We start from the raw sequence: 24895 nt of genomic DNA, 5'->3' as shown, positions 1-24895 counted from the left end.
TTTTTATACTTGGATTATATTTTTGCACTATTTTTTCTGAATTGCGTCCAATAATTGACCTTCGATAAGAAATGCTGATCCATAGTGAAAGTCTGGATCGAAGGACCGCCGCGAATTCATAGAGAGTGACGCGCTCTGTATTGCCACGAGACGTCCAGCCTCGTCGAACAGGCCTGATCCCGAACCGCCATAGCCGTCGTTGCAATCGTGGCGAGCGCGACGAATCCCGTCCTCGCTCGGCGGATCGATCTGGCGAATGCGGCAGGACTCCAGGCTCGAGGGTCCCCGGTAGTTCTCGTGGCCGCCCGGCGAGACCATCGTGACGGGTAGATCGACGACGCCCTCCCTTAGGTTGGGGGCTGTGGGCACCGCCTGCGGCGTGGCGCCGACTACCGGCTCGGCGAGGCGCAGGATCGCCCAGTCGTCCGTGATGTGCAGCGCGATGGCACCAGGAGCTGTCCCGAGGTGCAAGCTCTCGACTACGAAATCGTAGTTGCGTCCGCCGATGTGGAAGTAGCAGTCCGCGATCGCGCGGGTGACTTCCATTCGCCGATTCCGGAAATTGTGCGCGTTGAGCACCACCACGGAGGGGTCGCCGATCAGCCACGCGGCGGCGGCCTTCTGAGGCACGCCATCGGGGCGGTGGCAATAGAGGACGCCCGCCCCGGGGAAGCGCGCCACGTCGGCGCCGGTCATGTCGCGCCGGCCGTCCTGCGGATAGAGCGCGGCGAGCCGTGACCCGGCGCCTGCTGATTCCGCCCGGATCTCCGGGGCCAAGTCGGCTCCTGCCAGCCACAGCCCCCCTAGGAGCGCGGCGACGCGCCTGAACCGCCACCGCCGGCCATCCACCTCCATCGGCCTAACCTCCCGCTCCGCCCGGTTCGAGCCGGGGGATTTGCCTTTCCTGCGACGCCGCTGGGCATTCGGTCAAGCGCTGAGAAGTCGCGGAACCATCATCCCAGAGTATTGCCGAATCATCCCGACAAAAAATGTTTGATTGCGCAAAGACATTCATTCTTCGAAATGCTTATAGATGGAGGGCGAAGGAACAGTAATAAGTTCTTCATAAGACGACTAAATCTTATCGTCTTCTTATGATATGCCGGAGTCCGGCATAACTGTTCCGGAACCTTGCAACAAATAGCCACGCATGACCGCAAGGTCGAAAGACGAGGCGGCTAGGCCAGGAGACGCACGAATGAGCAAACTACTCGGTTCGGTTTCAATGCTGGCGATCGTCGCCCTCGGGCCGGTCGCCTTCGCGAGCATGGCAGCAGCCAATGACAAGCTCGTCGACCTCGCAAACAAAGACGAAAACTGGGTAATGCCCGGCAAGAACTACGACTCGGACAATTACAGCAAGCTCAAGCAGGTCAACCGCGACAACGTCAAGCAGCTGAAGCCGGCCTGGAGCTTCTCCACCGGCTTGCTCAACGGCCACGAGGGCGCGCCGGTCGTCGTCGACGGCAAAATGTACGTCCATACCTCTTTCCCGAACAACACCTTCGCGCTGGGCCTCGACGATCCAGGCCACATCCTGTGGCAGGACAAGCCGAAGCAGAACCCGGCCGCCCGCGCGGTCGCCTGCTGCGATCTCGTGAATCGTGGCCTCGCCTACTGGCCCGGCGACGGCAAGACCCCCGCGCTGATCCTCAAGACCCTGCTCGACGGCAATGTCGCCGCGCTCAACGCCGAGACCGGCGAGACTGTGTGGAAGGTCGAGAACTCCGACATCAAGGTCGGCTCGACGCTGACGATCGCGCCCTACGTCGTAAAGGATAAGGTGATCATCGGGTCATCCGGCGCCGAACTCGGCGTGCGCGGCTACCTCACCGCCTACGACGTGAAGACCGGCGCCCAGGTCTGGCGCGCCTACGCTACCGGTCCCGACCAGGATCTGCTGCTGGCCAACGACTTCAACATCAAGAATGCCCATTATGGCCAGAAGGGCCTCGGCACCGCGACCTGGGAGGGCGACGCCTGGAAGATCGGCGGCGGCACTAACTGGGGTTGGTACGCCTACGACCCGGGGACCAACCTGATCTACTTCGGCACTGGCAACCCGGCGCCGTGGAACGAGACCATGCGCCCCGGCGACAACAAGTGGACGATGACCATTTTCGGCCGCGACGCCGATACGGGTGAGGCCAAATTCGGCTATCAGAAGACCCCGCACGACGAGTGGGACTATGCCGGCGTCAACGTGATGATGCTGTCTAACCAAAAGGACAAGGACGGTAAGGACCGTAAGCTCCTGACCCATCCCGACCGCAACGGCATCGTCTACACGCTCGATCGGACCGACGGCTCGCTGGTCTCGGCCAACAAGATCGACGATACCGTCAATGTGTTCAAGTCGGTGGATCTCAAGACCGGCCAGCCGGTGCGCGATCCGGAATACGGCACTCGGATGGATCATCTCGCCAAGGACGTCTGCCCCTCGGCGATGGGCTACCACAATCAGGGCCACGACTCCTACGATCCGGAGCGCAAGGCCTTCTTCATGGGCATCAACCACATCTGCATGGATTGGGAGCCCTTCATGCTGCCCTATCGCGCGGGTCAGTTCTTTGTCGGTGCTACGCTGAACATGTACCCCGGCCCGAAGGGCGATCGGCAGAACTACGAGGGTCTTGGCCAGATTAAGAGCTACAACGCCATTACCGGCGCGTTCCAGTGGGAGAAGATGGAGCGCTTCGCGGTTTGGGGTGGTACGATGGCCACGGCCGGAGATCTTGTGTTTTACGGAACGCTCGACGGTTACATCAAGGCGCGCAACTCCGATAACGGCGACCTCCTCTGGAAGTTCAAGCTGCCGTCGGGTGCGATCGGCTACCCGATCACGTATTCGCACAAGGGTGATCAGTACGTCGCCATCTATTACGGCGTCGGCGGCTGGCCGGGCGTGGGCCTGGTGTTCGACCTGCAGGATCCGACTGCCGGCCTCGGCGCGGTGGGCGCCTTCAAGAAACTCGCCAACTACACCCAGATGGGCGGCGGCGTGATGGTGTTCTCGCTGAACGGCAAGGGCCCCTACGACGATCCGAACGTCGGCGAGTACCAGCAGGCCGCCAAGCAATAAGACCGACCGACATCCCCGCCGGCCACGCGCCGGCGGGGACCTTCGAACGAAGTTCGACGACGCGGATGACGGGCACGCCATGCACCGTCCGCACGATCCCAAGAAACGCAGCCGACCACGGGGACGAACGCCCATGCCGCGCAACAGCGGACGACTTTTCGCGATCCATTCCGCCGCCTTCCTGGCGTTGGCCACCCTCTCGGCGGTACCGGTCTCGGCCCAGGAATCCGAGGCGCAGGCGATCCAGTCGGAGCCTGGCAAGGCACCGGCCGCCTTGCCGGCCGACCCCTCGATCCTGCGGGTCTGCGCCTCCGAGAGCCAGCCGCCGCTCTCGATGAAGGACGGCTCGGGTCTCGAGAACAGGATCGCCGCCGCCGTCGCCGAGGGCATGGGGCGCAAAGCCCAGTTCGTGTGGTTTGCGAAGCCCGCGATCTATCTGGTCCGCGACGGGCTGGACAAGAAGCTCTGCGACGTCGTCGTCGGCCTCGATACCGGCGATCCGCGGGTGCTCGGCACCAAGCCTTATTACCGCTCGGGCTACGTCTTCGTGACGCGCTCCGACAAGGACCTCGACGTGAAGTCCTGGGCCGATCCGCGCCTGAAATCCGTCGATCACATGGTGGTCGCGTTCGGCACGCCCGGCGAGGCTATGCTCAAGGATATCGGCCGCTACGAGGAAGACATGGCCTACCTCTACTCGCTGGTGAACTTCCGCGCGCCGCGCAACCAGTACACCCAGATCGATCCGGGCCGGATGGTCAGCGAGGTCGTGAGCGGCAAGGCCGACGTGGCGGTCGCCTTCGCCCCCGAGGTTGCACGCTACGTGAAGGCCTCGTCCACGCCGCTCCGCATGACGCCGGTGCCCGACGACACCGTGCGCAGCGACGGGCAGAGGATGCCGCAGAGCTTCGACCAGTCGATGGGCGTGCGCCGTGACGATGCGGCCCTGCAGCAGGCCCTCGATGCCGGGATCGCCAAGGCCCGTCCGCAGATCGAGGCGATCCTCAAGCAGGACGGCGTGCCGGTCTCCCCGGTCTCGAACTGAAGTCCCGTCAACCGAAGGTTCCGGGTTCGGCCTCGCCCGAACGGGACATGCGTGAAGTGGTCAGAGTACACCGATGAAGACAAGAAACGGCATTTTGGCTGCGGTCCTCGGTCTCGCGACGGTGACGGTGAGTCTCTCCGTGCTGGCACAACCGGCGGCCGAGCCGCAGAGCGGCTTCGTGTTCCGCAACACCGTCACGGGGGAGCAGCTCGACACCTCGCAGGGCAAGGAGGGCGGCCGCGACACGCAGGCCGTGAAGACGTTCTTCGAGACCGGCAAGAACATCTACATCGACGACAAGTCGTGCCTGCGCAACGGCGAGAGCCTCTTTTCGACCTCGTGCTCCGGCTGCCATGGGCATCTGGCCGAGGGCAAGCTCGGCCCGGGCCTCAACGACAATTACTGGACCTATCCGTCGAACACCGAGGATACCGGGCTGTTCGCTACGATCTTCGGCGGCGCCAACGGCATGATGGGGCCGCACAACGAGAACCTGACCCCCGACGACATGCTGCAGGTGATCACTTGGGTCCGGCACCTCTACACCGGTCCGGTCAAGGATGCGGTCTGGCTCAACGACGAGCAGAAGAAGAATTACACGCCCTACAAGCAGGGCGAAGTCATTCCCAAGGACGCCAAGGGCCAGTGCAAGCCGCTGGAAGACTGAGGCGCTATTCGGGATCGATTGTCGTGCCTCGAAGCGCGGCGAGACGCGGCGGCCCCGCCGACGTTCGACAAGACGGAGGAAACCATCATGCGGATGTTCATCGTTGCGGCGGTCCTCGCCGTGGGTACGGCCGGCATGGCCCTGCCGGCGCAGGCCTATGACGGGACCAAGTGCAAGGCCGCCGGCAATTGCTGGGAGCCCAAGCCCGGCTTCCCCGACAAGATCGCAGGCTCGAAATACGACCCGAAGCACGATCCGAAGGAATTGAGCAAGCAGGCCGATTCCATCAAGCAGATGGAGGAGCGCAACAAGCGCCGGGTCGAGAACGCCAAGAAAACCGGCAAGTTCGAATACGACGTGACCAAGATCTCGGCGAACTGATCGCTTTGGACGACATAGGGCCGTCCGGATTTCCGGGCGGCCGATCACGAAAAGCGCGACACGGTTCAGGGCCCTGGATGAATACGCTCCGCACCGGCGATGCGATGCTCACCGACTGGCGGGATTCCGCCGCCCGCTTCGAAGCCGAGGTCGGCCGGGCGGTGATCGGGCAGGCGCGCGCCGTCCGGCTGATCACCATCGCGATCTTCGCCCGCGGTCACGTGCTGCTGGAGGGTGATGTCGGCGTCGGCAAGACGACCCTGTTGCGGGCCGCCGCGCGCGCCCTCGGGGGCGCCTACGAGCGCGTCGAGGGCACCGTCGACATGATGCCCTCCGACCTCATCTACCACACCTATCTCGCCGATGACGGCCGCCCGCGGGTCGAGCCCGGCCCGGTGTTGCGCCGCTCCGACGACCTGTCGATCTTCTTCTTTAACGAGATCAATCGTGCCCGGCCGCAGGTCCACGCGCTGTTGCTGCGCCTGATGGCCGAAGGCAGTGTCCGGGCCTTCGAGCGCGACTACCGATTCCCGCATCTCCAGGTCTTCGCTGACCGCAATCGCGTCGAGCGGGAGGAGACCTTCGAGCTGCCCGCCGCCGCCCGCGACCGCTTCTTCATGGAGATCGGGCTCGAAGCGCCGCGCGAGGCGAGCGTGCGGCGCGACCTCGTGTTCGAGCCGCGCTTCCACGACACCGACGCGCTGGTCTCGGGCCTTGCCGAGGGCGTGCTCGACCATGCCGCAATCGGCGGCGTGGCCCGCGCGATCCAGCACGGCATCCAAGCCTCGCCGGAGATCGAGGCCTACGTCGTCGCCCTTTGGGAGGCGCTGGTGCGGCCGGCCGAGGCCGGCATCCGGCTGCCGGGCCTCGACATGGACGCCCTCGTCCAGGGCGGCGCCTCGCCCCGCGGCGTTGCGTTCCTCGTGCGCGCCGCCCGCGTCCGCGCTTGGCTCGAAGGCCGGGACTGGCTGGTGCCCGAGGACATCCGCGACGTGTTCCAGCCGGTGATGGCCCACCGTGTCTTCCTCGAACCGGTCTACGAGATGCGGCGGGAGATTATCGTCCCGGCGCTGTGCCGGGCGGTGTTCGAGACGGTGGCGGCGCCGTGAGCGATTTCCCCGCCGACGTCGTCTACCGTCCCCGCGGACGGGCGCGCGGCCTGCGGCCCGGCGCCCATCGCGGCCGGGACACCGGAGGCCTCGGTACCTTCCGCGATCAGGTGCCGTTCCTGCGCCTGCCGGATGCGCGCCGCATCGACCTGCGCGCTTCGCTCCGCGATCCGTTCGAGAACACCTGGGTCCGCCAATTCGAGACCCGCACCGCCGTCGAGGTCTGGGTGCTCGTCGATCTCTCCGCCTCGATGCGTTTCCGCGGCTCCGGCACCCGCATGAATCTCGCACTCGATCTCTGCCGCGGGCTCGCGGCCTCGGCCACCCGCATCAGCGACGGATTCGGCCTGATCGCGGCTGACGAGACGGTGCGCGACGACTTGATCCTCTCAGCCACCCGCCGGCCGGGGCAGGCCCTCGACGCCGTTGCGAAACTCGCCGAGGCCGAGCCGCGCGGCCGGAGCGCCGAGGGCCTACTGGAGGGCGCCCGTCGACTCGCCGGCCGCCCGAAGCTCGTCTTCGTGGTTTCCGATTTTCGCTGGCCGGAGGCCGCGATCGCGGCTCTTTTCGAGGCGCTGGCCTTCCACGACGTGGTGCCGGTATTGCTTGCCGATTCCGCCGAAGACGCGGCGCTGCCCGCCTGGGGCCTGCTCGAACTCGACGATCTCGAAGGCGCCGGGCGCCGGGTGGTGTTCATGCGTCCCGCACTCCGTCGGCGTTGGCGCGAGCGCGAGCAGACGCGCCTCGCCGCGCTCGCCCGCATCAGCGGCGCTTACGGCCGCCCACCCTTTCGCCTCGAAGATCGCTTCGACGCCGAGGCGCTGAGCCGCCACTTGCTGGCGACGTGAGCATGCGCCTTCGCCTCGACTTTCGGCTCTGCCTCGCGCTGGCCGTGCTCCTTCCCGCCGCCGCCGCTGCGCAGGTGCGCGCGATCGAGGTGCGCAGCCCCCGCGCCTTCGGCTACTTCCTCGGCGACCTCGTGCAGGCGCAGGTCGATCTCGTGGTCGATGCCGGATTCTCGGTGCAGCCGGCTTCGCTTCCCCAGCCTGGCCCGCTGGCCTACTGGCTCGACCTCCGCCGCGTCGCCCTGAACGAGACCGCGCTCGCGGACGGGGGCAAGCGCATCCGCCTCAATCTGACCTACCAGAACTTCTACGCCGCCCTTGATGCGCGCCCGCTGGAGATCCCGGGATTCGCCGTCACGCTGGCGAACGAGACCGCGCAAGGCCTCACCACCGCGCAGGCCGTGGTGCCGGGATGGTCCTTCACAATCTCGCCCCTGCGCGAGGTGCAGCCCACCCGCCAGGACGATCCCGCCGACTACATGCGCCCGGACGGCGCGAGCGGAGCCATCGACGCCCGGCCGATGCTGCTGGCCTCCGGCGGCTTCGCGGCGGCGACCTTGGCGACGCTAGCCATCCTCGCCCGCGACCGGGCGTGGCCGCCATTCCGACCGCGCCGCGTGCGCAGCTTCGCGGTGGCGCGGCGGAAGCTGCGCCGCCTGAAGGCGGGCGTCGGCACGGGCGCGGCCGCGGATGCCGCCTATCGCGACGGCCTGCTCGCGCTCCATCGCGGCATTGATACCACCGACGGGCGCCGGGTGCTCGCCGACGACCTGTCGGCCTTCCTCGCCCGCCATCCGGCACTCGCCCCCCAGGCCGCCCGGCTGGAGGCGTTCTTCGCCGCCTCGCGCCTCGCCTTCTTCGGTCGCGACACCGCGGGTGCCCGCACGCTCGTGTCCTTCGCGGCCCTCGACGACACCCTGTGCCGGCTCGCGGCCGACGAGCGGAGGGCCTGACATGCACCAGTCACTCGTCGACACCGCCGCCCGCTACGGTTTCGCGATGCCCCTCGTGCTGTGGCTGCTGCCGCTGGCGCTACTGCCTCTCATGGTCTCGGGCCAGCGCCGCAGCGCGGTCCCGGCCCTGTCGGCGGCGCCCCTCGACGGCCCGTCCCGCATGATCGCCACCGCCCTGACGCTCGCCGGCATCCTTGCGCTTGCCGGACTCGTGACGGCGCTCGCCGGCCCGTATCGCCGTGGGGAGACGGTGACCCGCATCGGCATCGGCGCACAGGTCTCGATGCTGATCGACCGCTCGGGCAGCATGAACGAGACTTTCGCCGGTCGGCAGCCTTCGGGCGGGGAGGAATCCAAGGCCGCGGCCTCGCGGCGCCTGCTCGGCGAATTCGTCGGCTCCCGCGCTCACGACCAGTTCGCGGTGGCTGCCTTCTCCACCGCGCCGATGCTGGTGCTGCCGATGACCGACCGGCACGACGCCGTGCGCGCCGCGATCCGCGCTATCGACCGACCGGGCCTCGACTACACCAACGTCGCGCGCGGGCTCGGCATGGCGCTGTCGCAGTTCGGGCCGGAATCCGGCACGATCTCGCGCGTGGTCCTGCTGGTCTCGGACGGGGCGGCGGTGATCGACCCGAAGATCCAGGCGCAGCTCCGCGCCGAATTCGCCCGCATCCGCCCGAATCTCTACTGGCTGTTCCTGCGCACCGAGGACTCTCCGTCGATCCTCGACCGGCCGGCCGGGGAGGACACGCCGCAGGCGGCCCCCGAGCGCCACCTCGACCTGTTCTTCAAGAGCCTCGGCGTGCCCTACCGCGCCTTCGAGGCGGAGGGGCCGGAAGCCGTGGCCGAGGCGATCCGACAGATCGAGGGCCTCGAGCGCGAAGCGATCCCCTATGCCGAGACCCGCCCGCGCAAGGATCTTTCGGGGTTCGCCTACACTGCCGCCGGCCTCGGCATCGCGCTGCTGGTGCTCGCCAAGCTCGCGGAGGCAGACCTGCGCCGGGCACCCGCGCCTCCGGCCGCTGCCGCGGTCGAGGCACTTCGGAGGCTCGCCGCATGAGAAGTGTCGCGTTGCAGGCCGTCCGTCCCGCCCGTTGGACCGACGCCCTGTCCGGCCTCTGGCGCCGCCTCCGGCCGGGCCTGCTCGTCGCCCTGCCGGTAGTGCTGGGGCTTGCGGCTTCGGGGTTCGCCTGGGCCGCGTGGCGCGCCGCCTCGGCCGACCGCGACCGCGTCGCGCTGGAAGCTGGCCGTGAGGTCGCCGTCGGGCCTGATGCGCCGCCGCGGCTGATCCTGGCCAAGGCGCGGTTCTTCGCCACCCGCGACCGTACCGAGGAGGCCGAGGCCTTGGTCGAGGCTCTGGAACGCGCCGGCAGCCTGGAGGCGGCGCGTGGGCGCTATTGGCTCGCCAACGCGCGCCTACGCCAAGCCTTCGCGCGACTGGCCCGCGGCGATCTGGATCCGGCCGGCCCCCTCGTCACCCTCGCACGAGCCGATTACCGCCGGGCGCTGACGGCGCAGTTCGGCTTCTGGGACGCCAAGTACAATCTCGACGTCGCCTCGCGGCTGCTGCGCGACTTCCCGGAGATCGAGCGCCAGGGCGGCGACGATCTGAAGGCCGAGCCGAAGAAGATCTGGACCGAGATTCCCGGCCAGCCGCGAGGTGCCCCGTGAACGCGCATCTGGCCCGGAACCTGCGCGATCCGCGCTTCTCCGCGTTTGCCGGAGCCCTCGTACTCACGGTGCTGACCCTCGTCGTCCCGCCGCTGGCGCTCACCCGAGACGGCGTGGCGATGCTCGCCGTCCTCGACATCACCGGCAGCATGACGGTCCGCGATGACAAGGCCGCCGACGGGTCGCCCGCGAGCCGCCTCGACACTGCCAAGGCGTCGCTCCGCTCAGCAATCGCCGGCCTGCCCTGCGGCTCGCGGGTGGCGCTCGGCTTGTTCACCGAGCGGCGGACCTTCCTGCTGTTCGAGCCGATCGAGGTCTGCGCCGATTTCGCGCCGCTCGACGGGGCGATCGCGGCCATCGACTGGCGCATGGCCTGGGAGGCCGACAGCCGCATCGCGGCGGGGCTGCACCGGGCGATCGCGACCGCTGCCGATCTCGGCACCGACCTCGTCTTCCTCACCGACGGGCAGGAGGCGCCGCCGCTGCCCGCCGGCGGCGGCCCGGCCTTCGAGGGCAAGCCGGGCGCCGTGCGCGGCCTGATCGCCGGCGTCGGCGGCTATGGCCTATCTCCGATCCCGAAGTTCAACGACCGCGGGCGCGAGATCGGCTTCTACGGTGCCGGCGACGTGCAGCAGGAGAACCGCTTCGGTCCGCCGCCGGCCGATGCCGAGAGCCGCGAGGGCTACAACCCGCGCAACGCCCCCTTCGGCGCCAACGCGGCCACCGGCGAGGAGCACCTCTCCTCCGTGCGCGAACCGTATCTCAAGCGCCTCGCGGGCGAGACCGGGCTCGCCTACGCCCATCTCGACGGGCCGGCCAGCCTCGCCGCCCCGCTCATGGCGGTCGCGACCCCGCGCCCGTTGCCGGGCCGGCTCGATCCGAAACCGCTCCTCGGGGCCGGCGCCCTCGCTTTGCTGCTCGCGGCCTTCGCAGGTCCCACCCTCCGCCGAGCCCTCGTCCGGCCCGCCCGGCTTCGTCCCCACTGGAACACGACATCATGATGCATCACGCCCTCGCCCCCGCCCTGCTTGCACTCGTTGCGACGCAGGCGCTCGCCCACGGCCCGACGCCGCAGAAGGTCAACCAGTCGATCACCATCGCGGCCAAGCCCGAGGCGGTTTGGAAGGTGGCCGGCGATTTCGGGAAGATCGCCGGTTGGAACCCGGCTCTGAAGGCGAGCGAGGGCGTCGCCGGCGGCAAGCCCGGCGAGGCCGAGGGCAAGCGGACGCTGACCTTTCCCAACGGCGCCAGGTTGGTCGAGTCGCTGGACGAATGGAACGGCAGCGCCTTCAAGTATTCCTACCGGATGTCCGATCCCGAGGTGAAAGCGCTCCCGGTCTCGTCCTACTCGGCGACGCTGAGCGTCGCGCCCGAGGGTGAAGGCGCGAAGGTGACGTGGAGCGGCCGGTTCTACCGCGGCGACACCGGCAACGAGCCGCCCGACGACCTCTCGGACGCGGCCGGCCGCACGGCGATGGATGCCTTCTTCGCCGCCGGCCTGAAAGGCCTGAAAGCGAAGGTCGAGCCGGGCGCCGGGCATTGAGGCATCCCACGCACGCGGCCTTCGCCGCCCTTTCCGTGGCGCTCGCGCTCTCGGCCTGCGGCGATGGGGTGGACGGGTCCGGCGCGGAGCCGGCCGTGGTCGCGCGGACCAACGCGGTCGACGTGCCGATCTGGCTCTCGCAGACCGAGGCGATGGATCCGGCCCGCTGGATCGCAAGCCGCGAGGCCGGGACGCTGCTGCCCGAGGCCGACCCGCGCAGCGCCCGGCTGCGCGCGAGCCTCGCCCGTGCGAGAAGCGCCTTTATCGAGGATCCGCGCATGATCGCGAATCGCACCGTGCAGCTCGGCCAGATGCTCGCCGCGGCGGAAATGCCCCAGGACTATGCCGATCTGGTCGATGGTTTTTCCGGCATCGCCGGCGCGAGCCATCGCCGGCAGCTCTACGGCGAGATGTGCCAGCACTATTTCAACACCCGGCAGCAAGGCCTGGATGCGCCGACCGCGTTGGCGCGGCTGACGGAAAGCTACGGCGCACAGGGTGGCGCGGCGCGGGCGGAACCGGCCGGGTCGCCGCAATGACGAACGAGGTTCTCGTCGTCGACGACCATCCCGTGGTGCTTCGGGGGTTCCGCACGCTGATGGAGTCGGCCTGCATCGGCACGGTGCACGAGGCGTCCGACGTGGTCAGCGCCTATCGGTTCTTCCACCGTCACAGGCCGGCGACCGTGGTCTGCGACCTCACCTTTCGCGAGAGCGGGCTCGCCGGCCTGTCGCTGATCCGGCGGATCCGTGCGCTGGAACATCACGCGCGCATCCTTGCGTTCAGCATGCATGCCGATCCGGTGATCGTCGCCCGCGCCCTGGAGAGTGGGGCGCTCGGATACGTGCGCAAGGACGTGCCGAGCGCCACCTTCCTCGACGCCTTCGCGGCGGTCCACGCGGGCTATGGCTATCTCGAACACGACCTCGCCACGGCGGTGGCGATGCTGACGACGGCCGCGCGACGCTCGCCCTTGGCCGATCTCAACGCCCGTGAATTACAGATCCTGTCGCTCCTGAGCCGGGGCCGTTCGTATCAGGATGTCGCCGACACGCTGTCGGTGAGCTACCGTACGGTGATCGGCGCCTGCTCCAACCTCCGGCGCAAGCTCGGCGTCCGATCGCTCGCGGAACTTCTCCGGGTCGCGATCGCGCAGGGCGTGACGGACCTCCGCTGATAAGGGTACTGCAGTTCGCCTACTACCGGAAGCGATACCGCGCCGGGACTTGGCTAGCCGCCGCCCGAAACAATGGGGAACGACTGCAGATCTTCTCGACGTTCCTGCAAATGCTGCTCCGACCGCATCCCAAATTTCTCAACGAAATCGGTGAAGTTCTGCTTTTGGGGATGATTCTGTTTGTTGGTTATGACGAGGTTGTTCGGGATCCGCCCGTCCGCTCTTCGACCGAGGTGGGTGGTTTGCCACCGGTCTGCCCAACAGAAGCAATGCCTAGAAATCGGACGTTCGGCGGGATGGCGACGGGGGGCGCACCTACTACTGATGCTCGGACGAATATAACGCAAATTCGAAAGTAAAGATTTACTTTTATGTCAGATTAAGATCTTTTGATTGGTACGCTATTGATTTGCATAACGCAGTCTTGCCCTATATCCAAAATATTAGCATGTCTAGCTTAATTTTTCCGCAGGAACTAAATCCTTTATCGTAGATCGCATATAGAAATTTCCAAGGTAAATACCAATGGATTCTGGACATCCATATCGACTTACCGTAAATCAGATTTTACATGGAGATAAGCCGTCGATGCTCAGGTTTATGATTGCCTTATTAACTTTTTTTGTCTTTGCGACTGACCTTGCTTGGGCACGCTTGAAGATGGACGATCTCGCCTCGCTGTGGCCGCGGGCCACGATGACCGACAAGATCGACTTCACCAACCGCATGGGAAAGGCGATGACGACGCTCTCGCCAGAGCTGACCCGCGAGTATTTTATGCGTTGCCTTGAGGAGACGGCCAATACAGGCGACACTCGAAGCTTAACCTTGAGCGATATGGTTCGCACCTGCTTGTCGCTGCATGCGCAACCATCCAGCGATTAACCATAACAGTCGCCGTTGGGCATTATTCCCGTTGGCGCGGATCATAACCGGCCTATTCGCGGGTGCTGCAACGCTTGTAGTCCTGGGAGGCGTCATGTTCATGCAGCTGAGCGCGCCCCGGATCGCGGCAGCGCCCCCGCCGGAGGCGGTTGGGGCTCCGCGGGTTGCGGGACCAACACTCTTCTGCGCCTTCACCAACTTTGCTGACCGCACGCCTCTGGTGGGCTTCCACTATAGGATCATAGGTGAGCGTAGCCCACCCAGTTACGCGCTGGTCTTCCAGCGGGAGCAGGACGGTTCACAGGCCGAGTTCGGTGACCAAGGCGTGCCGTCGCCGGAAAGGGCGTTCGACGGCACGGAAGAGCCGGCCGTGATTCGGGCCCCGGAGGACGGGATGCGGATCAAGCTCTATGGTTACAAAGCCAATCGGCGGGGCACTCACTGGTTCGAGGCGGGCCTCCGCAGCGTCCGCTATAAGAACCTGGGCGGCCGTTGCCGGCTCAGCGCGTGAGCGCGATCGCGCCGTCTGCGATGCGGCTTGCGCGCGTTTCAACCCGGCTTTTGGCCGTGCTAGCGCTTGCCGCCGGGGTTGCTCAAGCGCAAGGCGCCGTGGCAGACGGCGAGGCGCCCGACCTTGAAACCAGCCGCGCCGCCACCGCGGCGATCGGGCGGCGGCTCGGCAGCGCCGACGCACGGGTGAGCAGCCTGCGGACGGGCCGCGGCGGTATAATGTGCGGAAGCGTCGATGTCCGCAACCGTATGGGCACCTTTACCGGTCCGCGCCCCTTCGTCTTCGAGCCTGGGACGGGCGTAGTAGGGCGACTTCCAGAAGGGCCTGAACTGCGCAATCCGGCGAGCATAGCGGAGTATCGTTCGATGGAGCGTACTAGGGCCCTATTCGCTGCGCATTGCATCGATTAGTAATTCGACAAAAGGACATATCTATGCGGTATTGCGCTCTCTGCTTGGCGGCGCTGCTCGCTGCAGCTGGTCCGTCTGCATATGGTCAGGAGTCGGCCGACATCCCGGCCAAGAAGCGCAACGCGGCCAAGCTCGCAGGCCTCGTCGGCTTCGTAAATGTCAACTGCAGCATGCTGAAAACGGACGTGGAGCGCTTTAAGGGGGCGGTCCAGTCGATGGGGGTCGATCCCGCCGAGATCGACCGGGACGCTCTGATGTTGCAAGCGCGCGGTTACCTCGCGGCCTATGCGAAGGACGTGCCGGCGAGTTGCACGAAGGCCCAGGAGCTGTTTGGTCAAAGGGGTCGGATCATCCCCGGAATCTTCGTCCCGCGCTGATCCTCACCCGGCACCGGGCTGCTTCATCACGATTTGGATGAGGTCGGCGCGACTGCCCGCGCCGAGCTTGACCCGCATCGCGGAAAACGTGCCGACGACTCTGCGATACCTCAGCGTCGGGATCCGCCCGATCTCGGTGTAGCCTGGTCAGGCCCGGTGCTTGTCAACATCACGAGGTGGCCGGCAGAACAAGGTTGATCCGCATACGGATCTCCTTGAGTGGCGGCCGCCCCGTGAGGCGACCCTACTTCAGCAACATCGCGAGGGAAGCGCCGGCGGGCGAGGAGAGCTCCTTGGCGTCGATGGTGCCCTCGGCATCCGGGTCTGCGGCCTTGAAGCGCGCGGCCACCACGGCGAGGTATTCCTTCTTGTCCAGGGTGCCGTCGCTATCTGGGTCGGCGGCCTTCATCTCGGCGGCCGTCATCAAGCCGGTAAGCTCCTTGGCGTCGAGGGTGCCGTCCTTGTCGGGGTCGAGCATGTCGAACTTCATGGACGCGGCGGCCTGGGCCTCCTTGAGGTCGATGGTGCCGTCCTTGTCGGGATCGAACGCCGCAACGGTGGCGGGTGCGGCGAACGCCGGGGCGACGACACCGATGGCGAGGACGGTGGCAAACAGGGCGGAAGGTAGGCGATAGGTCATCGAGAGATATCCTTAGGTCAGATTGAGTCACAGTCTGCGAGTTCAAGACGTCGTCGCGCCTGAGCCTTCGAAACGGAGAGTCGTGCCGAGTCGAGTCACGCTTACGCAGGCTATTGCCTAATCTACCCGGGAAAATCTGGCAAGCCGGTCTGTCGGTTTTTTATGGAGCACGGTATGCCAGTGAGGCAGTGGATGTGTGCCGGCGCGGCTGCGGGGCCTGCTGCTAACGCGAAACGAGGTTCGCACGAGAAGTGATCGAAAGGTGGAGGCGTCACTACTACCGCGTGAACCGCATGCGCCCACATGCATCGCTGGCATACCGGCCGCCGGCACTTACGTGTTCGTGCTAGCCTTCTTCGGTAGGCCGGGCGGCCAATCGTGCAGTAATTTTACCATTGTACCAACGCGTGGGGCCTGATCAATCCGCGGAGGCGGTTCCGCTCCCCTCAGGCGGGGTCGCCTTCCTCGATCTAGATCAGGCTCGCCCACAAGGGGGGCGATATGTTGACTGAGTCAATCAGCGGAATGGTACGGCGCCGGTGGCAGTCTGCCCGGCCCTTCAAGGGTCACACAAGAGAAAGCCTGCTTCAAAAGATCGAAAGCAATGCTGTCCGAGAAGAAGTAAAGGAAGAAGTGCGGCGGGAACTTCAAATTCGATATAGTCAGCGAGCTATTAATTGAGAGCGGATAATAAGTAATGATAAATTCTATCCGACAGCGATCTCGGACCACATTCATTCTCGAAGAGATAAACGACAATGCAACTCTAGATTATAATTTATTTAAGATTATATATTTTGACCAATAACAAGTATGGCTGGCGCCCTTAACCGCGATGCATACGAGGCCATCATTCTCATCCTCGATGGTGACCTCCTCACCCGTTGCCCACATGCGGCACTCTCCGGCGCGCAGATACTTCCCGAGCCGCGTTCGCAACACACTCTTATCGCCACCGTGCTGTAACGCCGTCAGATCCTGAGCATAATGCAACGCTTTACAGCCAAAGGCCTCCTGATTGATTTGTGCTGCAGAGGCCGGACCATTTATTGTCCAAAGTGTAGCGCACAGGCAGAACGCTGATTTTATCATGAGAACCCGAGCCATAAGCGCAGAATGCCGGCGCGGAAATCCGCGCCGGCACTCATTTCAAGCCGCTTCGTGCGACCGATTAGTTCGGCAGGGCGAATACGGTGAGCTGGCCACCGAGGTTGGTGTAGCTCGACAGGGCGGCGTAACCACCCACCGCGCCGAGGCCGGCGTTCGGGTCGGTCAGGCCGGCCGCGAGGCCGATGCCGGCCCAGCCACCGACACCCGACAGGATGCCGACGTACTGCTTGCCCTTGTGCTGGTAGGTCATCACGTTGCCGATGATGCCCGACGGGGTCTTGAACTTGTACAGTTCCTTACCCGATTTGGCGTCGACGGCCTTCAGGTAGCCTTCCAGCGTGCCGTAGAAGACCACGTCGCCGGCGGTAGCGAGAGCGCCCGACCAGACCGAGAACTGCTCGGCGTTCGACCACTTGATCTTACCCTCGATGTTGTCCCAGGCGATGAAGTTACCCATGCCGCCATGGCTGTTCGGCGCGGGGTACATCGATAGGGTCGCACCGACGTAGGGCTGGCCCGGGGTGTAGGTCACCCGGAACGGCTCGTAGTCCATGCAGACGTGGTTGGTGGGCACGTAGAATAGGTTGGTCTTCGGCGAGAACGCAGCAGGCTGCTGGTCCTTGGTGCCGAGGGCCGCCGGGCAGATACCCTTGGAGTTAGTATCTTCACCGTTCTGCTCGGTGGAGTACTTCGACACGACCAGGGGCCGGCCGTAGGTCTTGGACCCCTTGTCCATATCGACCTTGGAGGCCCAGTTGACGACCGGGTCGAACTTCTCGGCGACGAGGAGTTCGCCGGTGGCGCGGTTCAGGGTGTAGCCGAAGCCGTTGCGGTCGAAGTGGGTCAGCAGCGGGGTCTCCTTGCCGCCGACCTTCTGATCCGTGAGGATCATCTCGTTGATGCCGTCGAAGTCCCACTCGTCATGCGGGGTCATCTGGTACACCCACTTGGCCATACCCGTGTCGGGGTTACGCGCCCAGATGGTCATCGACCAGCGGTTGTCGCCCGGACGCTGCTTGGGGTTCCAGGTCGAGGGGTTGCCCGAGCCGTAGTACATCAGGTCGAGCTTCGGGTCGTAGGAGTACCAGCCCCAGGTGCTGCCACCGCCGGTCTTCCACTGGTCGCCTTCCCAGGTCTTCAGCGAAGAATCCTTGCCGACCGGCTTTCCGAGGTAGGTGGTCTTCTCCGGGTCGACCAGGATCTGGTCGTCCGGGCCAACCGAGTAGCCGCGCCAGACCTTCTTGCCGGTCTTGGCGTCGTAAGCCGTGACGTGGGCCTGCACACCGAACTCACCGCCGGAGACGCCGACGATGATCTTGTCCTTCACCGGCAGAACCGTGGCGGTGTTGGTCTCGCCCTTCTTCGGGTCGCCGTTCACCACCGACCAGTTGACCTTGCCGGTCTTGGCGTCGAGCGACACGACCGTGGTGTCGGCCTGGTGCAGGATGATGGCGTTGTCGGAGTAGGCCAGGCCCCGGTTGACCGTGTCACAGCACATCACCGGGATCACCGACGGGTCCTGCTTGGGCTCGTACTTCCACACGATCTTGGCCTCGTGGTCGAGGTCGAGCGCGTAGACGATGTTCGGGAACGGGGTGTGGACGTACATCATGTTGCCCACCACGAGCGGCGAGCCCTCGTGGCCGCGCAGCACGCCGGTCGAGAAGGTCCAGGCGACCTGGAGGTTCTTGACGTTTCCGGCGTTGATCTGGTCGAGCTTGGAATAGCGCGTGTTGGCGTAGTCGACCGTCTGAAGAACCTGCTCGGCGGGGTTCGCCAGGTGCTTCATCAGATCGTCGTTCGCCGATGCCGGCATGGCAAACGTCGCGACACTCGCGCCGAGTGCGAGAAGATGTACCGCTTTCATGGGTTCCTCCGAACCTGGATCAAGACACCGCGCAGGGTCACGCCGTCCTAAATCACGTCTCTGGTTTAGGTCTGGTCGTTGCCAGTGATCGGCTGCGCGGACCGCAAACCACCAACCCTGCTACGCACCTACATTGATGCAGGCCACAACAGGAGTTATCATCAGTAGACATATTTTAAATCAAGCACAATAAGTTTTTCATAAGTGCAACAAGAAAACATATCACCATAAAAATAGCTTAATATCAATAGATAAGCGCTCTCAGGCCCGGTTAATTCGGCTCAAGAATAATATACGCAATCGCACGTATCGAACAAATATTTTCGCTATGAACTTAAATTATTCGATTCTGATTGACTCTTTCATCTGAATACCTATCTTTCATCTCGCGACAGGGGTCGTTTAGCTCTTGGGTCGACCGCTCGCGAGCTTCTTGACCACTCCAACTCCAACGGCGAGGCCGAAAGGCTCTCGCCGTTTTTTCTTTGTTCTAAGGTGTTCTGCTCCATAGATTGCCTCGGCAAACTTCGGAGATCTCGCAAGTTCTTCAGAGTGTAATATTTCTGCGTGCCCGTCAACAGTCGGGATAATTCGGCAATTTTTCTTTCCTATATGAGAAATGTTGTTAGGGTTGATATTGAAATTGACTAATAACAGATGTAATTATTTATATATATTATCAGATAGCACTATATCTTGCGCTGTCACCGCGGAGTACGTTGTCAGGATTATGGACAGCCGAGAAATTTGCCTATAGCTCGACGCTGGAACAAGGTTCGATGGCGTCGCCGCTGATGCTCCGGCAGATCGTGGTCCGTGTGTTCTTTCTGACTAGGCTCTGCCTCGAGCGGATGTAATGAACAGCATGGACACGCCCCTTTGCGGAAGCTGAGAATCTCCAATTGCGGGTCGCCTAGTGAATCAAAAACCGACGGCCGATATGGGTGGATGAACGAACCCGCTTTCGCGGGATGGGTGGCAGCTTCTAGGTTTGCGGATTGAGACGAGCGCCCTGCGCTGATTGAGCGTCGCCCGGCCTGGGCGGACGATCTTGGCTCCCTTCATCCGAGTGGAGCCATCCCATGACCATCCTTGCCGTTCCCGCCGCTGCCGTCGGCTCCCCCTTTCGCTTTTGGTCGTGCCCGGTCGCACCCGCATCAAAGGCATCCGCATGCTGGTCGATACGCTCGCGGATTCCTTGGCGACCCTGCCTGGCATTGCCAGGGCGTGACGTCCGCTTTCAGGCTCCCGGTAGAATACGTTCAACGGCGAAGTTGGGTCGGGAGCTGTCCGTCCGCTCTACGACCGGAATGGGCGGAATTCTGCCAGTCCGCTTCCGGGCAGCAGATTTATCAAGCAGACATAGCCTCTGAGACCGCTCACGATCCACCGAAGACATGACCGCCGATATCTGCGGACGTTCGATATGGGCCGCATACTGTTTATCGGATCGCGCGCCTGAAGCCGCTCACCGGATATGAAAGGGCGCTCATAACGTCGGAGCGTTGCGGGCCATGAAGGTCTCGGGCGACCCGTCGGCCGGATCGACGAAGACGATATCGGACGGTGCGCGACGCGGCGTATCGACCGAGAGGAAAACCACAGGTTCCTTGATGATCGTCGGCAGGGCGTGAACGGTACCGCGTTCGAAGAACAGGAGTTCTCCCGGCCCGAACTCTGCCTCCGTTGCGGCATCCCGCATCCAAAACGTGCCGCGCCCCGACAGCACGTAAAGGTATTCGTCGCAGGTCGCATGGTAATGCGGCGGCGTGGGGCGATAGACGCGGAAAACCCGAGCGCTCGCCGCCTCGTGGTCAGTCAGATAGGTGTCGACGAGAAGCGTCTGCGCCGTCTCGGGGAGCGCGGCCGCGATAGCCCTTAGGTCGAAACGTCCGGTCTTTGTCGAGTCTGACATGATCCCTCCTTAGCAATGATTGCTCGGGGTGGTTCGGCACATGCGAGTAGGGTGAAGACTTCGACCGGATGTTAAACGCGGGACGTACGTACGTCCTTGGAAAAAGACGCGGCGGTCGATCTGCGCGGCCAACATTCGGAGCCTTCCGCTGAAATCGGTTCACATCGCATTGTCTCTGAGCATCCGTAGGCCGGCGACCAGGGCCGAGGTAGTGCCGTGGGGTATGATCCGGATGTACAGGTTCGAAGCCTCAGCTGCCGCTTAAACCGGAACCGGTCATGGCTCGGGGAACCACGATCCGGTCGAATTCGCCCTCGGCGACCCCTTCCTTGATCGCGGCCTGACGCAAGGTGGTGCCCTCGTCGTTGGCCCTATGTGCGATCTTCGAGGCTCGGTCGTAGCCAACGACCGGCGCCAGGGCGGTCACCAGCATCAACGAACGTTCGACCATGGCGTCGATGCGCTTCCGGTCGAGTGTGGTTCCCTCGACCGAGTAGGTCCTGAACTTCTCGCAGGCGTCGCCAAGAACCCGTATCGAGTGAAGCGTGTTGTTGATGATGATCGGCCGCATCGCGTTCAGCTCGAAGTTGCCCTGGCTGCCGGCAAAGGCCACCGCGTTGTCCTCGCCGACCACCTGGATGCAGACCATCACCATGGCCTCGCACTGAGTTGGATTGACCTTCCCCGGCATGATCGACGAACCGGGCTCGTTGGCCGGTAGGATCAGCTCCCCGAGGCCGCAGCGCGGTCCGGAGGCAAGCCAGCGCATGTCGTTGGCGACCTTCATCAGGACGACCGCGAGGCCACGCACGCTCGCCATGGCCGCCACCATCGCATCCAGCCCGCCCTGCGCGGCGAACTTGTTGGGCGCGGTCACGAAGGGCTTGCCCGTGAGTTCGGCGATCTTGGCGGCGATGTCGCGGCCGAACCCGGTTGGTGCGTTGAGGCCCGTCCCGACCGCGGTCCCGCCCGCCGCGAGCTCGTAGAGGCCGGCGCGGGACGCCACCACGCCGTCGATAGCCCGACGGATCTGATGGGCGTAGCCCGACCATTCCTGGCCGACGGTCAGGGGCGTGGCGTCCTGAAGGTGGGTCCGGCCGGTCTTGACCACGTCCATCCAGCCGCTCGCCTTGGCCTCGATGGCCGCGGCGAGCCGGTCCGCCGCCGGCAGCAGGACTTCGTCGAGCTCCAGGACCGTCGCGATGTGCATCGCGGTCGGGAAGGTGTCGTTCGACGACTGCCCCATGTTGACGTCGTCGTTGGGATGCACCGGAGCCTTCGAGCCGAGGCGGCCTCCGAGAAGCTGGATGGCACGATTCGAGAGCACCTCGTTGACGTTCATGTTGGACTGCGTCCCGGACCCCGTCTGCCAGACGTAGAGCGGGTAATGACCGTCCAGCGCCCCGGATGCCGTCTCGTCGGCGGCCCGTACGATGGCCTCCGCCTTCCACGACGCCAGGCGTCCGGCGGCCGCGTTGACCAAGGCCGCCGCTTTCTTCACCGTTCCGTAGGCGTGGTAGACCCTCTTGGGCATGCGGTCGTCGCCGATGGCGAAATGTTGCAGCGACCGCTGGGTTTGGGCGCCCCAGTAGCGGTCCGCCGGGACATCGACGCCGCCCATCGAATCCGTCTCGTGGCGCTCGCCCGTAGCGTCGATCCCGATGGGAAGCTCGCGAATGGTCGGGCATCCGGCATGCTCGCCGGTTTGCACTGTTTCGATCTTCACGCTTGACCTCCCGTTTGGCCTGAGGAAGCGGTCACGGGACCGGTGCGATCCCGCCCCGTATACGGCGCGCTCATCGCGACGGGGCCGGGTAGGCCGGTGCGTAGGTCAGGGCTTCCAGCCATGCGCGGATGTCGTCCGGCCGTTCCACCCCGGCCTCGCCGTGGTCGAAGATGTGCTCAGCGACCCGCGCAGCCGTCGTGATCTCGGTCTCCAGGATATTGGCCTGGCTCGGGAACAGCATGCCCTTGCCCCTGAGGTCCGGACCGACCTGATCGGCGCTGGCCCTCGCCGCGGCGATGAACATCGCGTCCGTGATGCGCTTCGGCTTCGTCGCGTAGACCGCGAGGCCGATGGCCGGGAAGATGTAGAAGTTATTCGCCTGACCTGGATGGTAGGTCTGCCCGTCGAGCTCGACGTCCGGGAATTGGACGCCGGCCGCGTAGAGCACCTTGCCCTTCGACCAGGCATAGGCGTCGGTGGCAGAAACCTCGCACTTGTCGGTCGGGTTCGAGAGCGGGAAGATGATGGGCCGTTCGTTCAGCGCGCTCATCGCCTCGACGACCTCGCGGGTGAAGGCCCCTCCCGTCGTCGACACCCCGATCAGGACCGTCGGCTTCAGGCATCGGATGGTGGAGACGAGATCGTCGGACGGCCCGGCATCGTGGGCATAGGCGGCCTGCTCCGCCGATAGGTCCTTGCGTGATGGTTCGATGAGGCCGTCGACATCGAACAGCGAGATGCGGGCGCGCGCTTCCTCCTCCGACAGGCCCTCCAGGCGCATGGCCGACACGATCATGTCGGCGATGCCGATGCCGGCCGAGCCTGCCCCCAGGAAGAGCAGCCTCTGGTCCTTCAGGCGTTCGTCCTTAATCTGCAGCGCGGTCGTCAGGCCGGCGATGGTGACGCTGGCGGTGCCCTGGATGTCGTCGTTGTAGCAGAGCACCTTATCGCGGTACCGCGCCAACAGCCGGATGGCGTCAGTCCCCTTCCAGTCCTCGAAGTGGATGCAACAGCCGGGAAACACTTCCTGGACCGCCTGGACGAACTCCTCGACGAAGGCGTCGAGTTCTTCGGTCGGGGGCGGCTCGCGGCGCAGGCCGAGATAGAGCGGGTCGGCCCGAAGCGCGGCGTTGGTCGTGCCGACGTCGAGGAGGACCGGCAGGAGACCTTCCGGCGGGACGGCGGCGCAGGCGGTATAGAGTTGCAGCTTCCCGATGGGGATGCCCATGCCGTTGGCGCCGATGTCGCCGAGCCCGAGGATGCGTTGCCCGGTGGACACGCACAGGAAGGTGACGTCCCTCACCGGCCAGTTGCGCAGAACCTCGGCGACCCGCCCCTTGTGTTCGAGGGAGACGTAGAGCCCCCGGGACCGGCGGTAGATGTGACCGAAAGCGAGGCAAGCATCCGCGACCGTGGGGTCATAGACGACGGGCACGAACCGAGCGGGGTCCGACATCAGGGTCTTGTAGAACAGGGTCTCGTTCCGGTCGGCCAGGCCGATCAGGTAGACGTATCGCTCAAGGTCCGTCGGCTTCGCGTCGAGGTGCCCGAGCACGCGCTCCAACTGACGGTCGAGGGTCTCGACGGCCGGCGGTAGTAGGCCCTCGATCCCCAAGTGGCGACGCTCCTCAAGGGTGAACGCCGTCCCCCTGTTGGTCCGGGGATCTTCGAGGACCGCACCGCGCGTGCCCGAAACATCTATCATCGATAACTCCATGTGGTCGGAAAGGAGGGGTTCGGTGCTTCGCCCGCGCCCGAAGGATGTGCAGTGGCACCGACGACGCGTCCTGCTGCGCCGATAGCGTCGTGCCAGGCCCGGTCGCGGCAGCGGATCAGCGATGGTCGTTGGGGGCAGGCTTGGCACCGATGTCGAGGGTGAACACCGCGAGTGGCCTCTCCACCCTGTCGGCTCCGTCGTTGAAGGGGGCCATACGATTCAGCTGCGCCGCCGGCATCCACAGGCGACCGCCCCCGTCGATCCACATCGCATCGACCCAGACGAGGCGCGGGTCCCGCACCACGGTCGTGCGGGTTCCGTCGGGCGTGAGCCTCAGCACGGAGAGTTGGTCGGTGTCGCTGACGTAGATGTTGCCCTCGGCATCGATGGCGGTGCCGCCGGTCGAGGGTGTGTCGGCGAAGCGCACGACGTGGGCAGCGAGGCTCGCCGCGTCCATCCCCGGGTCGTCTAGGTGGCGGGCTTCGATGCGCGACATCCGGCCGGAACTCGGCTGGTAGTAGACCCAGCGCCCGTCGGGGGAGACCTCGATCTGATCGGCATGGATGTGGAGCGGCTTGCCGTCCGGGCCGTGCATCTGTCGACCTTCAGCCGAGACCGCCCGGTCGCTCACGGTCGATGGATCGCCGTCTAGGACGCGTCGTGCCTGGCCCAATGCGAGGTCCAGTACGATCAGACCGGGCGCGCCGGCATCGGTGAGATAGGCATGGCCGGCGTTGAAACGGACATCGTCGACGAAGCTGTCCGTCTTCGTCACCGGGCCCAGCGGATAGACGCGTGTGGTTTGGTTCGTCGCGAGGTCGATGCGGATGAGCTTCGGGCCACCGGGCAGGACGGGGTTTCCGATGCCGGGGGCGCCGGTATCGACCAACCACAGGGCCCCGTCGGGACCGATCCGCTGGGCGTTGACGCGCACGAAGGCCTTTGCCGGGTCCCGGCCCTTGGTCCAGCCGTTCCAGGCCGCATCCGGATAGGGGACGAGGATGCCGTCCCTCCACTCCACGACCTGCGGACCGGTCGAACCGTCCAGGCGCGCCAGCACCAGGAAGCGGCGCCCGTCGGGGGCGATGCTGACCCCGGTCGAGGGGGTGTCGAGGGTCATCGCCGTCATCAGGCGGGGATCCTCGCCTGCGATGGCATGACTGCGGCCTTGCAGCGAGAATGCCCCAGCTGTGACGCAGAGGGCGAGGCTCGTGACGACGGCACGGCGGGAGACGGGCATGGCGGGTTTCCGGATGGCGGG

At 65.0% G+C, this 24895-nt stretch carries 23 protein-coding genes and 1 pseudogene; 17 read left to right on the top strand and 7 right to left on the bottom strand.

What is annotated here, in order from left to right:
* Positions 1 to 27 precede the first annotated feature (27 nt).
* Complete coding sequence (locus tag FV226_RS11815; RefSeq protein WP_238273125.1) at positions 28 to 777, bottom strand: serine protease; 750 nt, start codon at positions 775 to 777, stop codon at positions 28 to 30.
* Between the two features lie 421 nt (positions 778 to 1198).
* Here FV226_RS11815 and FV226_RS11810 point away from each other — a divergent pair, with 421 nt between their 5' ends.
* The 16 genes from FV226_RS11810 to FV226_RS11730 all read left to right on the top strand — a co-directional run bounded on the left by FV226_RS11810 (position 1199) and on the right by FV226_RS11730 (position 14659).
* Complete coding sequence (locus tag FV226_RS11810; RefSeq protein WP_147763058.1) at positions 1199 to 3082, top strand: methanol/ethanol family PQQ-dependent dehydrogenase; 1884 nt, start codon at positions 1199 to 1201, stop codon at positions 3080 to 3082.
* Between the two features lie 133 nt (positions 3083 to 3215).
* The gene (gene moxJ / locus FV226_RS11805) at positions 3216 to 4127 is read left to right on the top strand and encodes a methanol oxidation system protein MoxJ (RefSeq protein WP_147763057.1); all 912 of its coding nucleotides are present in this window, start codon (positions 3216 to 3218) and stop codon (positions 4125 to 4127) included.
* A gap of 73 nt (positions 4128 to 4200) precedes the next feature.
* On the top strand, positions 4201 to 4794 hold the full coding sequence (gene moxG, locus FV226_RS11800) for a cytochrome c(L), periplasmic (RefSeq protein WP_147763056.1): 594 nt from the start codon (positions 4201 to 4203) through the stop codon (positions 4792 to 4794).
* 87 nt (positions 4795 to 4881) lie between these two features.
* Positions 4882 to 5175 carry a methanol dehydrogenase [cytochrome c] subunit gene (locus FV226_RS11795; protein WP_147763055.1) on the top strand — a complete coding sequence of 98 codons (294 nt, stop codon included), beginning with the start codon at positions 4882 to 4884 and terminating at the stop codon, positions 5173 to 5175.
* Between the two features lie 77 nt (positions 5176 to 5252).
* Entirely contained in the window at positions 5253 to 6284 is a 1032-nt protein-coding gene (locus FV226_RS11790; RefSeq protein ID WP_147763054.1) for a MoxR family ATPase, read from the top strand.
* Complete coding sequence (locus tag FV226_RS11785) at positions 6281 to 7132, top strand: DUF58 domain-containing protein (protein WP_147763053.1); 852 nt, start codon at positions 6281 to 6283, stop codon at positions 7130 to 7132. Before FV226_RS11790 ends, FV226_RS11785 begins: the two co-directional genes overlap by 4 nt.
* A 2-nt stretch (positions 7133 to 7134) precedes the next feature.
* Positions 7135 to 8082, top strand: a complete 948-nt coding sequence (locus FV226_RS11780; protein WP_147763052.1) for a nonribosomal peptide synthetase MxaA — start codon at positions 7135 to 7137, stop codon at positions 8080 to 8082.
* A gap of 1 nt (position 8083) precedes the next feature.
* Positions 8084 to 9145 carry a vWA domain-containing protein gene (locus tag FV226_RS11775; RefSeq protein ID WP_147763051.1) on the top strand — a complete coding sequence of 354 codons (1062 nt, stop codon included), beginning with the start codon at positions 8084 to 8086 and terminating at the stop codon, positions 9143 to 9145.
* Positions 9142 to 9756 (top strand): MxaK protein, encoded by a 615-nt coding sequence (locus tag FV226_RS11770; protein ID WP_147763050.1) that lies wholly within the window; start codon positions 9142 to 9144, stop codon positions 9754 to 9756. The genes FV226_RS11775 and FV226_RS11770 overlap by 4 nt, the downstream gene beginning before the upstream one ends.
* Positions 9753 to 10757 carry a vWA domain-containing protein gene (locus FV226_RS11765; RefSeq protein WP_147763049.1) on the top strand — a complete coding sequence of 335 codons (1005 nt, stop codon included), beginning with the start codon at positions 9753 to 9755 and terminating at the stop codon, positions 10755 to 10757. The genes FV226_RS11770 and FV226_RS11765 overlap by 4 nt, the downstream gene beginning before the upstream one ends.
* On the top strand, positions 10757 to 11299 hold the full coding sequence (locus tag FV226_RS11760; protein ID WP_147763070.1) for an SRPBCC family protein: 543 nt from the start codon (positions 10757 to 10759) through the stop codon (positions 11297 to 11299). The genes FV226_RS11765 and FV226_RS11760 overlap by 1 nt, the downstream gene beginning before the upstream one ends.
* 35 nt (positions 11300 to 11334) lie before the next feature.
* Complete coding sequence (locus FV226_RS11755; protein ID WP_238273128.1) at positions 11335 to 11838, top strand: hypothetical protein; 504 nt, start codon at positions 11335 to 11337, stop codon at positions 11836 to 11838.
* Positions 11835 to 12476, top strand: coding sequence for a response regulator transcription factor (locus FV226_RS11750; protein WP_147763048.1), 642 nt, complete (start codon positions 11835 to 11837; stop codon positions 12474 to 12476). Before FV226_RS11755 ends, FV226_RS11750 begins: the two co-directional genes overlap by 4 nt.
* A gap of 588 nt (positions 12477 to 13064) precedes the next feature.
* Complete coding sequence (locus FV226_RS11745; protein WP_238273129.1) at positions 13065 to 13361, top strand: hypothetical protein; 297 nt, start codon at positions 13065 to 13067, stop codon at positions 13359 to 13361.
* A gap of 94 nt (positions 13362 to 13455) precedes the next feature.
* A complete protein-coding gene (locus FV226_RS11740; RefSeq protein WP_147763047.1) occupies positions 13456 to 13872 on the top strand; it encodes a hypothetical protein in 417 nt (138 codons plus the stop codon).
* 454 nt (positions 13873 to 14326) lie between these two features.
* The gene (locus FV226_RS11730; protein ID WP_246691573.1) at positions 14327 to 14659 is read left to right on the top strand and encodes a hypothetical protein; all 333 of its coding nucleotides are present in this window, start codon (positions 14327 to 14329) and stop codon (positions 14657 to 14659) included.
* Between the two features lie 244 nt (positions 14660 to 14903).
* Here FV226_RS11730 and FV226_RS11725 read toward each other — a convergent pair whose 3' ends face one another.
* Positions 14904 to 15299, bottom strand: coding sequence for an EF-hand domain-containing protein (locus FV226_RS11725; RefSeq protein ID WP_147763045.1), 396 nt, complete (start codon positions 15297 to 15299; stop codon positions 14904 to 14906).
* A 242-nt stretch (positions 15300 to 15541) separates the two neighbouring features.
* On the opposite strand from FV226_RS11725, the pseudogene FV226_RS11720 reads away from it, so the two are divergent.
* Positions 15542 to 15649 (top strand): annotated as a pseudogene (locus FV226_RS11720) (hypothetical protein); the annotation flags it as partial.
* Between the two features lie 821 nt (positions 15650 to 16470).
* On the opposite strand, the gene xoxF5 reads toward FV226_RS11720, so the two are convergent.
* The 5 genes from xoxF5 to FV226_RS11695 all read right to left on the bottom strand — a co-directional run bounded on the left by xoxF5 (position 16471) and on the right by FV226_RS11695 (position 24874).
* Positions 16471 to 18276, bottom strand: a complete 1806-nt coding sequence (xoxF5, locus tag FV226_RS11715; RefSeq protein ID WP_147763044.1) for a lanthanide-dependent methanol dehydrogenase XoxF5 — start codon at positions 18274 to 18276, stop codon at positions 16471 to 16473.
* A 1489-nt stretch (positions 18277 to 19765) separates the two neighbouring features.
* Complete coding sequence (locus FV226_RS11710) at positions 19766 to 20191, bottom strand: cupin domain-containing protein (protein ID WP_147751223.1); 426 nt, start codon at positions 20189 to 20191, stop codon at positions 19766 to 19768.
* Between the two features lie 250 nt (positions 20192 to 20441).
* Positions 20442 to 21917, bottom strand: a complete 1476-nt coding sequence (gene fumC / locus FV226_RS11705) for a class II fumarate hydratase (RefSeq protein WP_281406037.1) — start codon at positions 21915 to 21917, stop codon at positions 20442 to 20444.
* A gap of 70 nt (positions 21918 to 21987) precedes the next feature.
* A complete protein-coding gene (locus FV226_RS11700) occupies positions 21988 to 23622 on the bottom strand; it encodes an NAD-dependent malic enzyme (RefSeq protein WP_147763043.1) in 1635 nt (544 codons plus the stop codon).
* A gap of 127 nt (positions 23623 to 23749) precedes the next feature.
* Positions 23750 to 24874: a major royal jelly family protein gene (locus FV226_RS11695; protein WP_246691572.1), complete on the bottom strand. Its 1125-nt coding sequence runs from the start codon at positions 24872 to 24874 to the stop codon at positions 23750 to 23752.
* Between the last annotated feature and the right edge of the window lie 21 nt (positions 24875 to 24895).

It is taken from the genome of Methylobacterium sp. WL12, from assembly GCF_008039475.1.
GTDB classification, from domain to species: Bacteria; Pseudomonadota; Alphaproteobacteria; order Rhizobiales; family Beijerinckiaceae; genus Methylobacterium; species Methylobacterium cerastii.
The sequence above is the reverse complement of the archived record's forward strand: the minus strand, read 5'-3'. Positions and strand labels throughout refer to the sequence as shown.